This window comes from Streptomyces sp. CC53, from assembly GCF_001865245.1.
In the GTDB taxonomy this organism is placed as follows: Bacteria; Actinomycetota; Actinomycetes; order Streptomycetales; family Streptomycetaceae; genus Streptomyces.
On sequence record NZ_MKXB01000165.1, the window covers coordinates 1 to 14,177 of the forward strand.

Annotated in this window: 14 protein-coding genes and 1 pseudogene; 10 read left to right on the plus strand and 5 right to left on the minus strand. The window is 69.3% G+C overall.

Annotated features, from left to right (window positions below):
• Positions 1-127 precede the first annotated feature (127 nt).
• Entirely contained in the window at positions 128-517 is a 390-nt protein-coding gene (locus BJP40_RS20010) for a hypothetical protein (protein WP_256220776.1), read from the plus strand.
• A 1,741-nt stretch (positions 518-2,258) separates the two neighbouring features.
• Here BJP40_RS20010 and BJP40_RS20015 read toward each other — a convergent pair.
• Entirely contained in the window at positions 2,259-4,334 is a 2,076-nt protein-coding gene (locus BJP40_RS20015) for a PhoX family phosphatase (protein WP_071281545.1), read from the minus strand.
• A 324-nt stretch (positions 4,335-4,658) separates the two neighbouring features.
• Between BJP40_RS20015 and BJP40_RS20020 the strand changes: the two genes are divergently transcribed.
• The 6 genes from BJP40_RS20020 (at position 4,659) to BJP40_RS34430 (ending at position 9,564) form a co-directional block, all read left to right on the plus strand.
• A complete protein-coding gene (locus BJP40_RS20020) occupies positions 4,659-5,645 on the plus strand; it encodes a PstS family phosphate ABC transporter substrate-binding protein (protein WP_226962536.1) in 987 nt (328 codons plus the stop codon).
• Entirely contained in the window at positions 5,642-6,589 is a 948-nt protein-coding gene (gene pstC, locus BJP40_RS20025) for a phosphate ABC transporter permease subunit PstC (RefSeq protein WP_071281546.1), read from the plus strand. The genes BJP40_RS20020 and pstC overlap by 4 nt, the downstream gene beginning before the upstream one ends.
• The gene (pstA, locus tag BJP40_RS20030; RefSeq protein WP_079171315.1) at positions 6,586-7,500 is read left to right on the plus strand and encodes a phosphate ABC transporter permease PstA; all 915 of its coding nucleotides are present in this window, start codon (positions 6,586-6,588) and stop codon (positions 7,498-7,500) included. The genes pstC and pstA overlap by 4 nt, the downstream gene beginning before the upstream one ends.
• Positions 7,501-7,547: 47 nt before the next feature.
• Positions 7,548-8,414, plus strand: coding sequence for a phosphate ABC transporter ATP-binding protein PstB (gene pstB / locus BJP40_RS20035; RefSeq protein WP_071281547.1), 867 nt, complete (start codon positions 7,548-7,550; stop codon positions 8,412-8,414).
• A gap of 54 nt (positions 8,415-8,468) precedes the next feature.
• Complete coding sequence (locus BJP40_RS20040) at positions 8,469-9,239, plus strand: response regulator transcription factor (RefSeq protein WP_079171316.1); 771 nt, start codon at positions 8,469-8,471, stop codon at positions 9,237-9,239.
• A 187-nt stretch (positions 9,240-9,426) separates the two neighbouring features.
• Positions 9,427-9,564 carry a hypothetical protein gene (locus BJP40_RS34430; protein ID WP_177204429.1) on the plus strand — a complete coding sequence of 46 codons (138 nt, stop codon included), beginning with the start codon at positions 9,427-9,429 and terminating at the stop codon, positions 9,562-9,564.
• A 25-nt stretch (positions 9,565-9,589) separates the two neighbouring features.
• Here the strand turns inward: BJP40_RS34430 and BJP40_RS20045 are convergent, their stop codons facing one another.
• A complete protein-coding gene (locus BJP40_RS20045) occupies positions 9,590-10,261 on the minus strand; it encodes a low molecular weight phosphatase family protein (protein ID WP_071281548.1) in 672 nt (223 codons plus the stop codon).
• A 180-nt stretch (positions 10,262-10,441) separates the two neighbouring features.
• Between BJP40_RS20045 and BJP40_RS20050 the strand changes: the two genes are divergently transcribed.
• Positions 10,442-10,813: a helix-turn-helix transcriptional regulator gene (locus BJP40_RS20050; RefSeq protein ID WP_071281549.1), complete on the plus strand. Its 372-nt coding sequence runs from the start codon at positions 10,442-10,444 to the stop codon at positions 10,811-10,813.
• 95 nt (positions 10,814-10,908) lie between these two features.
• Here the strand turns inward: BJP40_RS20050 and trxA are convergent, their stop codons facing one another.
• Genes trxA through BJP40_RS20065 form a run of 3 tightly spaced genes read right to left on the minus strand, consistent with a single transcriptional unit; the run spans position 10,909 to position 12,649 of the window.
• Positions 10,909-11,235 carry a thioredoxin gene (trxA, locus tag BJP40_RS20055; protein ID WP_071281550.1) on the minus strand — a complete coding sequence of 109 codons (327 nt, stop codon included), beginning with the start codon at positions 11,233-11,235 and terminating at the stop codon, positions 10,909-10,911.
• A 29-nt stretch (positions 11,236-11,264) separates the two neighbouring features.
• Positions 11,265-12,239, minus strand: coding sequence for a thioredoxin-disulfide reductase (gene trxB / locus BJP40_RS20060; RefSeq protein WP_071281551.1), 975 nt, complete (start codon positions 12,237-12,239; stop codon positions 11,265-11,267).
• Positions 12,236-12,649 carry an arsenate reductase ArsC gene (locus BJP40_RS20065; RefSeq protein ID WP_071267274.1) on the minus strand — a complete coding sequence of 138 codons (414 nt, stop codon included), beginning with the start codon at positions 12,647-12,649 and terminating at the stop codon, positions 12,236-12,238. Before BJP40_RS20065 ends, trxB begins: the two co-directional genes overlap by 4 nt.
• 91 nt (positions 12,650-12,740) lie before the next feature.
• On the opposite strand from BJP40_RS20065, the gene BJP40_RS20070 reads away from it, so the two are divergent.
• On the plus strand, positions 12,741-13,049 hold the full coding sequence (locus BJP40_RS20070) for a helix-turn-helix transcriptional regulator (RefSeq protein WP_071281552.1): 309 nt from the start codon (positions 12,741-12,743) through the stop codon (positions 13,047-13,049).
• Positions 13,046-14,133, plus strand: a pseudogene (gene arsB, locus BJP40_RS20075) (ACR3 family arsenite efflux transporter). Before BJP40_RS20070 ends, arsB begins: the two are co-directional and overlap by 4 nt.
• Positions 14,134-14,177: the final 44 nt, after the last annotated feature.

A 14,177-nucleotide genomic window follows, 5' to 3' on the forward strand; every position in this document is an offset into this window, starting at 1 on the left:
CACCAGATCGCTCACACCCCACCAACGACCCAGAACCCGAATCGTTTCGGATCAATATTCCCCGTTGCTGACACTGAGGATCACCAGGCAGATTCTGCGAGACGCCCTGATCTGCTACCGACAGCTGGTGGAGCTGAACTTCCCATCCCTCGCCCCTGCACTGGGCCTGTACAGCGCCCTGCCTGTGAGCGCTGAGGGCATGGTGGTCATGCCGGAGGACGACACGGACGGTTCCCACAGCGGCTTGATCTATACCCTCCGTCCCAAGACCGCAGGGCGCCGCAATGACCCACCTGAGGTGGACCTGGATCTGTGGACCGAGCCGGGGTTCGGCCCCACCTCCCCGTTCCCCGGTGGGCCGGTCGAATCCAAGACGAACTTCCATCGGCCGTACTACGTAGATCGCGAACTGACCACGGGATCGTCCCGCCCGGCAACTGAGCTTGCCTATGAGTGGCTAATCCGTGACTTGAAGGCGGTTGGCTGGCTGGGTGTGAACGTCCATCTCTCCGCATGAAAGACGTCAGGGACGGCGATCGGCCAGACACGCCGTCCAGCTTCCGTAGTGGGTGATGGCCGAGCCCGATGCCGCCGTTGCGCCAGTCGGCCGACCGGCCGCGCGCGGCGCTCACCTTCTACTGGCCGTTCGAACGGCGCCAGGTCCGGGTGCCAGGGCACTGTAGAGCCCGCGTCCGCCGAGCAGAGCGCCGCGGATCTCCTGGCCCGTCTCGGAGCAGATCGCCGCGGTGCTTCCGCTGAGCTACAGGGGCTGACCTGCGCGAACGTACCCTTCCAGGCGCCCGTCCCAGGGCCCTGTGGGACGTATGTGGGATCCACGGATCCCCGGGAACCGTGGGACGCGAGCGCCCCACGGTGAGCACACCAGTGCACAACGTCTCCTTCGAGAGCGGTGTACCAAAGTGCCAACTATCTCTCTGATTCCGCTCCTCGAGCCGCTGACGCTACTTGGCATCAGCACAGGTCATGGACGTCGCCTGGTGCCAAGTAGGAATCTTGGTCACAGCACCTGTGACTGACACCTATAGTTGACACATAACAGCGACAATTGTCATCAAGATCGCCGATACCGTTCAGCGGCAAATCTGGGCTCCACCGCTCAGCGGCAGCATCCGTCGTCTTGCCACCGGTAGAGGCGCGGCTACGACCCGGGCTCTTCCGGCCACCCGACCCCCGGCGCCTCTCGCTTCACGTAGGAAATCTGCCGCGGCCCTACCGGAAGACGGGAGCATGACCGCCCGGAGCAGGGTTGTGAGCTGTACGGGGGATCACCGAGGCGCGCCTCCGCCCTCGTCACCGCAAAGGTCTCCAGCGTCGGAATCCCAGGGGTTCGACTCCCCTGGGCCCCACCGCCGAACACCCTGACCTGTGGAAACGTGGTTTCAGGGGATACTTGTGGTGCGCAGGTGTGCGCACCAGGGGGTGTGGGAGTCCTTGAGGTACAAGGGGTGTGGTGACTGATGTCTCCCCAGTGGATCCCCTGATGCTCGTTGGGGTTGACGGGCGGTAGGCGTCGGCTACGCGGGGACGCTCGCCGTCGCCCGGCTGCGGCGCGATGGTGTCCCGCTGGGCTCGCGGCGGTCGTCCACGCCGTATGGCATGTTCCGGAGTGGGGTGCGGAGCCGTTGATCACGACGGTGGGGCTGAAATCGTACAGGGGGCGGGTGTTCCCGTTCCCGGCCTCAACCGGTGGCCAAGGGGCGAGCGGGCTGGTCGCTTGCTCCCTCCGGCGAACGGCGGAGGATTGGCAAAGGTGCGGGCGGGTTCGATGTCGAGCCACTCGACCCGGCGGGTCTGAGGTCCTGCGTGATCGCCATGGTCCGAATCATGTCAGGCATGCCGACGAACAGCGGCGGCCGTATGGTATATAGGCCCATGCCCAGCCGGTCTGGCGGTACTGCGGACGGCGTACGTGGGGCGTCGCCGTCCCAATGACCGTCCGGAAGTGGCGGCCTTCTCTTCCTGGGACCGCAGCCTCCCGTTCATGCCGTTGCAGACCGAGAAGAGCGCTGAGCGCGGACGCGTCGACGCCGCACACGAGTTGGGGTACTTGGTTCTGTCTGGGCCTGTGGAGCAGGTCCCCTGGTCCACAGGCCCAGACAGAAAGGGAGGAGTATGCCTTGCTGCGACCTGACTCATGCCGGCCGAAGTCGTTCTGATGTGCGCCGAGAACGTGAACCCAGAGCACCACCTGGATCCTGCGGGCGAAGGGGCGCTGGAACGTCGCCGCCATGCCCAGGTCAGCGTTCCCGGCGCTTCTCCTTCCACACGGTCACGACCGAGGGTCGCGGGATGCTGCCCGGGCCGTCGGGCCAGTGCGAGGCCGGGTTCTCGGTGGTGGCGCCGTCGAGTTCGCCGGGGTGCTGGGCGGCGATGAGGATGCGGTCCTCGGTGATGATGGGGCCGCAGGTCTCAGCGCCGACCGGGACGGTGAGGAACTGCTTGACGTGGCCGCGCTCGGAGCCCTTGAGGGGGACGGCGAAGAGGCCGTCGTTGGAGCCGAGGGCGTTGCCGTCGGTGGCGAGCCAGAGGTTGCCGTGCTCGTCGAAGGCGATGTTGTCGGGGCAGGAGATCGGGCTGACCCGGCTCTTGTCGTAGCCGGCGAAGTAGGTGGAGGGGTCGGCGGGGTCGCCGCAGACGAGGACGAGGCGCCAGCCGAAGGTGAGGGAGGCGGCGTCGGAGCGGCGCTCCTCCAGTTCGAGGATGTGGCCGTGCTTGTTGCCCTTGCGCGGGTTGGCCTCGTCGGGGCCGGCCTTGCCGGTGGCGCCGCGGTCCTTGTTGTTGGTGAGGGCGACGTAGACGCGGCCGGTGACCGGGTGGGGCTCGACGTCCTCGGGGCGGTCCATCTTGGTGGCGCCGACCTTGTCGGCGGCGAGGCGGGTGAAGACGTACACCTCCTCGGCGGTCATGCCGGGTACGTGCGACGTCGTGCCGCTGGCGAGCGGGATCCACTCGCCGCCGCCGTCGAAGGAGCCGTCCTCGGGGAGCTTCCCGGTGCCGTCGATCTCGGCGGCGGGGCTGTCGCCGGTGAACCGGGCGACGTAGAGGGTGCCCTCGTCGAGCAGGCGCATGTTGTGGGCGCGCGCGGAGGGGCTGTTTCCCTTCCGGTAGGCGTGCTTGGAGACGTACTTGTACATGTAGTCGAAGCGCTCGTCGTCGCCCATGTAGAGGGCCACGCGGCCGTCGCGGGTCAGGCGGGGCTCGGCGGCCTCGTGCTTGAAGCGGCCGAGCGCGGTGCGCTTGCGCGGGACGGAGTGCGGGTCGGACGGGTCGATCTCGACGATCCAGCCGTGGCGGTTGGGCTCGTTGGGGTCCTTGGCGATGTCGAAGCGGTCGTCGAACCGCTCCCACTTGCGGGGGCTCGCGCCCTTCGGGAGGCCGTAGCGGGCGAGGCGCTGCTGGGCGACCGGGTCGGTGACGGCGGCGGCGTTGGCGAAGTACTGGTTGAAGTTCTCCTCGCCCGACAGGACGGTGCCCCAGGGAGTGATGCCGCCGCCGCAGTTGTTGAGGGTGCCGAGCACGAACGTGCCGGTCGGGTCGGCGACGGTCCTGAGGAGCTCGCCGCCGGCGGCGGGGCCGGTGAGGCGGAAGGGGGTGGTGGCGGTGATCCGGCGGTTGAAGGCGTCGCCCACCGGCCACAGTCGTCCGGAGCGCCGGTCGGCGCGGACGACGAGGACGGTCAGGCCGTGGGCGGCCCAGGCGGTCTCGACCTGCTCGCGGGTCGGGTTCGCCGGGTCGTAGCCGTAGAACATGATCTCTTCGTCGGTGTACTCGTGGTTGACCACGAGCAGCTGGTGGCCGCGGCCACGGGGCGCGTCCAGGAGGGCCATGTAGTCGCAGTTGTAACCGAACTGCATGGCCTGGGCGCGGGCGGACTGTCGGCGGGCGTCGAAGCGCGGCGCGCCGGGGAGGACCGGGTCGCCCCAGCGGATGACGACCTGCTGGGCGTAGCCCTCGGGGACGGTCACGGCGTCGGCGGTGTTCGGGGCGACCGGCGTGAAGTCGAGGCCGCGCGGCGGGCGGCCGTGGCCCCCGTGCCGGGCGGAGCCGGCGGTGGCCGGGGCGGCGGTGAGTCCTGCGGCGCCGGTGGCCATGGCCAGGACGGTCGCGCCCTTGAGCATGCCCCGGCGGGACATCGCCCGCGCGACGACGTCGCCGAAATAGGTGTTCAGCGAGCGGTTGGGGGCCTCGTGGGAGCAGGCGTTGCCGCACCGGTACCGGCAGGTCAGCGCCGACCGGGCGGTGTTGTGGCTGGGCAGCAGCGGCAGCTCGGTGCGCCGGCTGTCACGGTCGCCGGGTACGGGCTGGTCGGGCACGGTTCCTCCACACGCAAGGGGGCACGGACGGTCCTGCCGCCGAGGACATAGGCGGCCATCGATGGAGGACGCTAGGCGGCGGATACCCGCGGCGCGTGGCCTGAAGGGTGAACTCCGCCCGAACACTGGACGGAAACCGTCGCGGACGACCCCTCCTAGCATCATGATCTGTCTATATAGATGAACGGCTATCGTTCATCGCGGAGGGGTCCCCCGTACACCGGGTGTTCACATAGACGGCCTTCGATCTGGTTGTCCGAACGGGGCGCGCCGCGCACCGGATCCAGAACGCCGGGCATCCGGCAGACACGAGGGTCGAGAGTCGTGAACATTTCCACTTCGCTGCGCCGGGCCAAGGCTCCCCTGGCGCTGACGGCTGCCGTGATGCTGGCCGCGAGTGCGTGCGGCGGCGGCGACGCGGGTTCGAAGGGCGAGGGCGGCGAGGGCGGCGGCAAGGAGCTGTCCGGCAAGGTGCTGATCGACGGCTCCAGCACGGTCGCCCCGCTGTCCAGCGCGGCCTCGGAGCTGTACGCGGAGAAGCAGTCCAAGGTCCAGGTCACGGTCGCCACTTCCGGCACCGGCGGGGGCTTCAAGAAGTTCTGCGTCGGCGAGACGGACATCTCCGACGCCTCCCGTCCGATCAAGGACGAGGAGATCAAGACCTGTGAGCAGAACGGCATCAAGTACGAGCAGTTCGCCGTCGCCAACGACGCGCTGAGCGTCGTCGTCCACAAGGACAACACCTGGGCGAAGTGCCTGACCGTCGCGCAGCTGAAGAAGATGTGGGAGCCCGGTTCCAAGGTGAACAACTGGAACCAGATCGACCCCTCCTTCCCCGACGAGCCGCTGAAGCTGTTCGGCCCGGGCACCGACTCCGGCACCTTCGACTACTTCACCGACGAGATCAACGGTGAGGAGGGCGCCTCCCGCACCGACTACAGCGGCAGCGAGGACGACAACGTCATCGTCACCGGCGTCTCCGGCACCAAGGGCGGTCTCGGCTACTTCGGCTTCTCCTACTTCGAGGAGAACAAGGACAAGCTGAAGGCCGTCGCCGTCGACGGCGGCAAGGGCTGCGTGGAGCCCAGCGCCCAGGCCACCCAGGACGGCACGTACAGCCCGCTCGGCCGACAGCTGTTCATCTACCCCTCGGACGCCGGCCTGAAGAAGCCGCAGGTCCTGGACTTCGTCGAGTTCTACGTCTCGAACCACAAGAAGATCGCCGAGGACGCGCAGTTCATCCCGCTCAACGCCCAGCAGGAGAAGGACCTCCAGGCCGCCCTCGACAAGCTCAAGGCAGCCGCGAAGTGACGAGCTCCACCACCTCGTCCGCCGCAGGGACCGGTGCCCGGTCCCTGCGGCGGACCCGCCCGCGCTACGGCGAGGCCGTGGTCAAGGCCCTGCTGCTGGCGTCCGCGCTGGTCTCGGTCGCCACCACCGTCGGGATCGTCGTCTCGCTGATCCCGCCCGCGGTGGGCTTCTTCCAGCAGGTCAGCCCGGTGGAGTTCTTCACCGGCACCGAGTGGACCCCGCTCTTCGCCGACAAGAAGTTCGGCGTGCTGCCGCTGGTCGCCGCCACGCTCGTCATCACCGGCATCGCGCTGCTGGTGGCCGTCCCCGTCGGCCTGGGCGCCGCGATCTACCTGAGCGAGTACGCGAACCCCCGCGTCCGCAAGGTCCTCAAGCCCAGCCTGGAAGTGCTCGCCGGCATCCCCACCGTCGTCTACGGCTTCTTCGCCATGGCGTTCATCACCCCGCTCCTCCAGGACCTGCTGCCCGAGGGCTGGCAGCCGGAGGTCCGCAACGGCCTCTCCGCCGGCCTTGTCATGGGCGTGATGATCGTGCCGACGATCGCCTCGCTCACCGAGGACGCCCTGTCCGCCGTGCCGCACTCGCTGCGCGACGGCGCCTTCGCTCTGGGCTCCGGCAAGCGCACGGTGTCCATCCGCGTCGTGGTCCCCGCCGCGCTGTCCGGCATCGTCGCCGCCTGCGTCCTCGGCGTGTCCCGCGCGGTCGGCGAGACCATGATCGTGCTCATCGCGGCCGGCTCGAAGCCCGACTTCACCATCAACCCCCTGGTGGAGATGGAGACCATGACGGCGTTCATCGCCCGCGCCGCCTCGGGCGACGTGCCGGTGGGCTCGATCGCGTACGACACGATCTTCGCGGTCGGCGCGCTGCTGTTCGTCGCCACCTTCCTCATGAACCTGTTCAGCATCCGTCTGGTGCGCAAGTACCGGGAGGTGTACGAGTGACCACCACCCCCACCCAGGCACCGACACCCGCGGCCCGGAAGCCCGAGCGCGGCCTGCTCGCCGGACCCCGGTTCCGGCCCGGCGAGACCCTGTTCCGCTGGCTGCTCCTGGCCTGCCTGGCCGTCGGCGTGGTCTTCCTGGTGTCCCTGCTGACGTACGTCCTCGCCGAGGCGTGGCCACGCCTGGACCCGAGGCTGTGGGAGAACTTCCCCTCCGTCCGCCGCCCCGAGCGGGCCGGCGCCCAGTCCGCCATCTTCGGCACGCTCTGGGTGATCTCCTTCACCGCGCTGTTCTGCCTGCCCACCGGCATCATGGCGGCGATCTACCTGGAGGAGTACGCCGACCCCGACCGCTGGTACAACCGGCTGATCGAGCTGAACATCCAGAACCTGGCCGCCGTCCCGTCGATCATCTACGGCATCCTCGGACTCGGCCTGCTGGCCCGCCAGTTCGCCCTCGGTACGACGGTCCTGACCGCCGCCCTCACGCTGTCGCTGCTCGTCCTGCCGGTCGTCGTCATCGCCTCGCGCGAGGCGATCCGGGCCGTACCGCGGTCCATCCGCCAAGCCTCCCTGGCGCTCGGCGCGACCCAGTGGCAGACCATCAGCCGCCAGGTCCTGCCCGCCGCCGTGCCCGGCATCGCGACCGGCTCGATCCTCGCCCTCTCGCGGGCGATCGGCGAGGCGGCGCCCGTCATCATGCTGGGCGCGGTCACCTTCGTGATGTTCAACCCCGAGGGCCTGCAGAGCTCTTACACCGTGCTGCCGGTCCAGATCTACAACTGGATCAGCCAGTCCCGCGAGGAGTTCCACCACCTCGCCGCCGCCGCGATCATCCTGCTCCTGGCGATCCTCCTGCTGATGAACGCCGCCGCCATCTGGCTCCGCAACCGCTACTCCCGCCGCTGGTGACTCCCATGACCTCCCCGACCACCACTCCATCACCACTGGAGACCGCCATGACCGCACCCTCCGACGCCACCGCCGGCGGCACCACCCGGACCGGCGCGAAGTCCCCGGACGTCACCTTCCGCGAGGCGCCCGAACTCACCAGCCCCGTCTTCGAGGTCGGCGGCCTGTCCGTCTTCTACGGCGACCACGAGGCCGTCCGGGACGTCAACATGACCATCGGCGAGCGGCAGATCACCGCGATGATCGGCCCGTCCGGCTGCGGCAAGTCCACCGTCCTGCGCTGCTTCAACCGCCTGAACGACCTCGTGCCCGGGGCCCGCGTGGCCGGCAAGGTCCGCTACCACGACGAGGACCTGTACGGGAAGGACGTCGACCCGATCGAGGTCCGCCGCCGCATCGGCATGGTCTTCCAGAAGCCCAACCCGTTCCCCAAGTCCATCTACGACAACATCGCGTACGGCCCCCGGGTCGCCGGCGTGAAGGGGAACCTGGACGACCTGGTCGAGGAGACCCTCACCCGCGCCGCGCTGTGGGACGAGGTGAAGGACAAGCTGAAGGGCTCCGCGCTCGCGCTGTCCGGCGGCCAGCAGCAGAGGCTGTGCATCGCCCGCACGATCGCGGTCAAGCCCGAGGTGATCCTCATGGACGAGCCCTGCTCGGCCCTCGACCCGATCGCCACCGCCAAGATCGAGGACCTCATGGAGCACCTCGCCCAGGAGTACACGATCGTGATCGTCACCCACAACATGCAGCAGGCCGCCCGCGTCTCGCACCGTAGGGCCTTCTTCACCGCCGACGTCGACGACCACGGCGTCCGCCACGGCCGGCTCGTCGAGTACGACGAGACCGCCCGGATCTTCAGCACCCCCGCCGACAAGCGGACCGAGGACTACATCTCCGGCCGCTTCGGCTGAGCCGCCCTCCCCGAGCCGCCCTTTGCGCGCCGCCACCGTGAAGGAGAACCACGCGTGACACCCGCAGCACCATGGCCCCCGCGGCCCGCCGCCGAGCGCGGCGGGGGCGGCAAGGCCGACACCAACGGTCCGGGCCTGCTCCTGGCCGAGCCGGACGTCACGCTCGCGGGCCGGGCGGTGGCCCGCTTCGAGGGCGCCGGCGTCTCCGTGACCGTCTGCCACGACGGCGCGGAGGCCCTGCTCCAGGTCGGCGTCCGCTACCCGGCCGCTGTCCTGCTCGCCGCCCCGCTGCCCGTGGTCGGCGCCGCGCAGGTCACCGAGCTGATCGCCCGCCTCCACCCGGTCCCCGTCATCGTCGGGGCCGGACCGGACGGAGTGGGGGAGGCCACCGCCGCGCTCGCCGCCGGCGCCGTCGCCATCGTCGCCCGGCCGTACCGCATCGAGGAGATCCTCCCGCTGCTCACCTCCGGCAAGGCCACCGGGGACGGCTCGGCCGACCCCCTGACCGTCGGCGACATCGAGCTTGATCCGGCCGGGTTCCACGTCCATGTACGAGGGCGCTCGCTGAACTTGCCGGTCCGTGAATTCCAGCTGCTCCGCTATCTGATGCAGCACCCCAACCGGGTCATCAGTCGCGCCGAGCTCACCCGCGCGCTGTGGGGCACCGACGCCCTGGACAGCAACACGCTCACCGTCCACATCCGCCGCGTCCGGATGAAGCTGCGAGACGAGGCGGGGAGCTGCTGCACCATCGACGCGATCCGCGGGCTTGGCTACCGGCTCGAATGCACCACCGACCGGACCCCGGCCCCCTCGGGCGCCTGACGCGACGAGCCACCGGAGGGAGGCGCACCGCCCATGGAGGACCGGTCGGACGACGACAGTTCGTACATCGACCTCCCGGGGCGGGCGTCGCGTCGGCCCCGCTGGGCCGCGATCAGCGGACGCCACCACGTCCCCACCCTCGGAACCCTCGTCTACCGCAAGCGCTGGTACGCGAAGAGGGCCTCGGGTGCGGTTCCGCGCGGTCGGGGCGACACGGTGGCAGTCCGGATCGGCGGACTGGACCACGATCGTGGAGCTGATCACGGCGGGCACGCTCGGCGAGGCCCGGACGCTGGTCTCCTGGTGCCTGAGCGACGACCGCTGATCCCCGCCGCACTCCGCGGTGGGGATCACGTGCTGGGGGCCTGCTCGGGCAGCAGTTCGCGGACCAGTCCCTCGACCCTCGTCGCCAGACCGTCCCGCACGGCCCGCGCGCTCTCGATGTCGAGTCCGCCGAGATCGGGAAGATCCCAGTCGAGATAGCGCCGGCCGGGCCGCACGGGGCAGGCGTCTCCGCAGCCGAGGGTGACCACCACGTCGGCGGCCTCCAGGATCTCCGAGGTCAGCGGCTTGGGAAACTCCTCGCCCACGTCCAGGCCCTGCTCGGCCAGGAGCCGCCGCACGACGGGGGAGATGTCCGCGGCGGGCGCCGAGCCGGCCGTGGCCACGGTGACCGCCCCCGCGGCCCGCTGACGCATGAGCGCGGCGGCCAGCTGCGAGCGCCCGGCGTTCTCCGTGCACACGAACAGCACCTCGGGGACCGGCTTGGGGCTGAGCCCGGCCCCGCGCGCGAGGGCGCTGAGCCGCTGGTCCGCGAAACGCTCGACGAGCGCGGGCAGATAGGTGCGTACCCGGGCCCGGCCTTCGAGCAGACCGGCGCACTCCGCCACGTACCGCTCGACGGTCTCGCGGGAGAACGACCGGCGGTGCCGTGCGGCCAGCCGCCGGGTGATGCGGTCGAGCAGCGCGCTCGTGCTCCGGAGCGGCGGCGTCGACCGCCCGAGGTGAGCCGACTCGTCCACCGCGCACCTCCTCGTTCCGGCCTCGTTCCGGCCTGCGGACCCGATCGGCCCGTCTACCAGGATCATAGATGGATATCTATTTTCTGCCCAGGCGCGAGCGAAAGTGAACGCTCGATGAACTCATGGCACGACCACCTTCCGGAGCCTCGTTCCGCTCACCGCCGCTCGTATGGTGAATAGATGGCCATCACTGCAATAGACACGGCGCGGGCCGTGCGCGCTCCGGAGACGGAGGCGTGCAGCCCGCAGCTCGCCTGCCTTCTGATCGACCGGGAGGAGGCGGAGCGGATGGCAGCCATGCTCAAGGCCATCGCCGACCCGACCCGGTTGCAGATACTGCGGCTGATCGAGCGCTCCCCGACGGAGGAGGCGTGCGTCTGCGACCTGACCGAGTGCCTGGGCCTTCGGCAGCCCACGGTCAGCCACCACCTGAAGATCATGACCGAGGCCGGGCTGCTGAGGCGGGACCGCCGCGGCACCTGGGTCTGGTACTCGGTTGACCGTGACGGGCTGCGCCGGGTCCGGGACATTCTCGATCCCGACACCGCCTGACCCGCGTACCTACGAGAACGGCCCCGGTCCCGCCATGTCGCAATGACGGCGGGACCGGGGCATGTTCTCGTCTCCTGGCGGCGTGCCCCAGGGGCTCAGCCCGCGAGGAAGCCTTCCAGCTCCTGGATCAGGGCCGCCTTGGGCTTCGCGCCGATGATGGTCTGGGTGACCTCGCCGCCGACGTAGACGTTCATGGTCGGGATCGACATGACGCCGTACTTCATGGCGGTGTCGGGGTTCTGGTCGATGTTGAGCTTGACGATCTCGATCTTGTCGCCGTGCTCGGCCGCGATGGCCTCCAGGGAGGGCGCGAGCTGGCGGCACGGGCCGCACCACTCGGCCCAGAAGTCGACCAGGACGGGCTTGCTGCTCTTGAGGACGTCCGCTTCGAAGGAAGCGTCGGTCACGGTCTTGAGGGCCACGAGGTGCCTCCTGTCGGGATCTGCCGCGGTCAGGCCGTTGCCGTTGCCGTTGCCATGGCCGGGGTCTTGTCGGCGAGAGCGGCGAGGTGGCGCTCGGCGTCGATGGCGGCCTGGCAGCCGGACCCGGCGGCCGTGATGGCCTGGCGGTAGGTGTGGTCGACGACGTCGCCGGCGGCGAAGACGCCGGGCAGGTTCGTACGGGTGGAGGGCGCCTCGACCTTGATGTAGCCCTCGGCGTCCAGCGCCAGCTGCTCGGTGAAGAGCTCGGTGCGCGGGTCGTGGCCGATGGCGATGAACAGACCGGTCGCGTCCAGGTCGCGGGTCTCGCCGGTGAAGGTGTCGCGCAGGACGACGCCGGCCAGCATCCCGTTCTCCTCCTTGATCTCGGCGATCTCGCTGTCGAAGGCGAAGGAGATCTTGTCGTCGGCGAACGCCCGGTTCTGCATGGCCTTGGAGGCGCGCAGGGTGGAGCGGCGGTGGACGACGGTGACCGAGCGGGCGAAGCGGGTGAGGAAGGTGGCCTCCTCCATGGCGGTGTCGCCGCCGCCGACCACGACGATGTCGCGGTCGCGGAAGAAGAAGCCGTCGCAGGTGGCGCACCAGGAGACGCCGCGCCCGGACAGCTCGTCCTCCTTGGGGAGGCCGAGCTTGCGGTAGCCGGAGCCGGTGGCGATGATCACGGTCTTCGCGCGGTGGACGGTGCCAGCGGAGTCGGTGAGGAGCTTGATGTCACCGGTGAGGTCGACGGAGACGATGTCGTCGTCGATCATCTCGGCGCCGAACCGCTCGGCCTGGGCCCGCATGTTGTCCATGAGGTCGGGGCCGTCGATGCCGGTCGGGAAGCCGGGGAAGTTCTCGACCTCGGTCGTCGTGGTCAGCGAGCCGCCGACGAAGATCGAGCTGCCGAACAGCAGCGGCTTGAGCTGGGCGCGGGCGGTGTAGAGGGCGGCCGTGTATCCGGCGGGGCCGGAACCGATGATGACGACCTCGCGGATCTCGCTCATGCGGTCTTCTCCGGGGCGATCTCCTCGATCAGGCCCTCGACGAGCTTCTTGATCTCGTCGCGGATCGGGCGGACGGCCTCGACGCCCTGGCCGGCCGGGTCCTCCAGCGTCCAGTCCAGGTAGCGCTTGCCGGGGAAGACGGGGCAGGTGTCGCCGCAGCCCATCGTGATGCAGACGTCGGACGCCTTGACCGCGTCGATCGTGAGGATCTTCGGCGTCTCGGCGGTGATGTCGATGCCGACCTCCCGCATCGCCTCGACAGCGGCGGGGTTGACCTGGTCGGCGGGGGCGGAGCCGGCGGAGCGGACCTCGACGCGGTCCCCGGCCAGGTGCGACAGCCACGCGGCGGCCATCTGGGAACGGCCGGCGTTGTGGACGCAGACGAACAGGACGGAGGGCTTCTCGGACACAGCAGGTCTCTCTTGTCTCGCGACGAAATCAGGCGCAACTGAAATCAGCACCCGATGGTGTCATCCACCACTGATGTGAGAGTATCAGTACATGATGACGTCAGTCGACACTGAGCTGATCCGAGCGCTGGGCGACCCTCTGCGCCTCCAGATCGTGACCCTGCTCGCCCGCGAGATGCTGTGCACCACCCACCTGGTCGAGGAGACCGGTGCCAGGCAGACCAACCTCTCCAACCACCTGAGAGTGCTGCGCGAGGCCGGGGTCGTCGAGACGGAGCCGTGCGGCCGCTTCACGTACTACAAGCTCCGCCCGGACGTCATCGCCTCCATCGCCGGCCAGTTCGCCGAACTCGCCGAGTCCGCTCGTACCGCTGCCGAGAACAAGAGGGCCTGTCCGTGACCCCCACCCAAGCGCCCGCCCCGACCGAGGAGACCTCGGTCGTCGCGAAGCTTTCGACGCTTGACCGTTTTCTCGCCGTCTGGATCCTCCTGGCCATGGGCCTCGGACTGGGTCTCGGCCGGCTCATCCCCGGCCTGAACGACGCGCTCGCCAAGGTCGAGATCGGCGGCATCTCGCTGCCGATCGCCGTCGGCCTGCTGATCATGATGTACCCGGTGCTCGCGAAGGTCCGTTACGACCGCCTCGACGCCGTCACCGGCGACAAGAAGCTCATGGTGTCGTCCCTGGTCATCAACTGGGTCCTGGGCCCTGCGGTGATGTTCGCGCTCGCGTGGATCTTCCTGCCGGACCTGCCCGAGTACCGCACCGGCCTGATCATCGTCGGTCTCGCCCGCTGCATCGCCATGGTGATCATCTGGAACGACCTGGCCTGCGGTGACCGCGAGGCGGCGGCCGTCCTCGTGGCCCTGAACTCGGTCTTCCAGGTCATCGCCTTCGGCCTGCTCGGCTGGTTCTACCTCGACATCCTCCCTGGCTGGCTGGGCCTGGGCGAGGGCGAGACGCTGGACATCTCCATGTGGAAGATCGCGCTCAACGTCGTCATCTTCCTCGGCGTCCCGCTGCTCGCGGGCTTCCTCACCCGCCGCATCGGCGAGAAGAAGCTCGGCCGCGAGTCCTACGAGCAGAAGTTCCTGCGAAGATCGGCCCGTGGGCGCTCTACGGCCTGCTCTTCACGATCGTCATCCTCTTCGCCCTCCAGGGCAAGACCATCACCTCCCAGCCCCTCGACGTGGCCCGGATCGCGCTCCCGCTGCTCGTGTACTTCGCGATCATGTGGTTCGGCACCTTCGCGCTCGGCAAGGCGATCGGCCTGCACTACGACCGCACCGCCACCCTCGCGTTCACCGCCGCGGGCAACAACTTCGAGCTCGCCATCGCCGTCGCCATCGCGACCTTCGGCGTCACCTCCGGCCAGGCCCTCTCCGGTGTCGTCGGCCCGCTCATCGAGGTGCCCGTCCTCGTGGCCCTCGTGTACGTGTCGCTGGCCTGGCGCAAGAAGTTCGCGACCGCCCAGGCGAAGTAAGCCATCGCACGTCGTCATCCGGTTGGCCCCGTCGCACGCGGGCG

Coding starts and splice junctions, on each gene's coding strand:
- pstB (WP_071281547.1), top strand. CDS start 7,548: ATGACCGCACCCTCCGACGCCACCGCCGGCGGCACCACCCGGACCGGC.
- trxB (WP_071281551.1), bottom strand. CDS start 12,239: ATGAGCGAGATCCGCGAGGTCGTCATCATCGGTTCCGGCCCCGCCGGA.
- BJP40_RS20050 (WP_071281549.1), top strand. CDS start 10,442: ATGGCCATCACTGCAATAGACACGGCGCGGGCCGTGCGCGCTCCGGAG.
- BJP40_RS20070 (WP_071281552.1), top strand. CDS start 12,741: ATGATGACGTCAGTCGACACTGAGCTGATCCGAGCGCTGGGCGACCCT.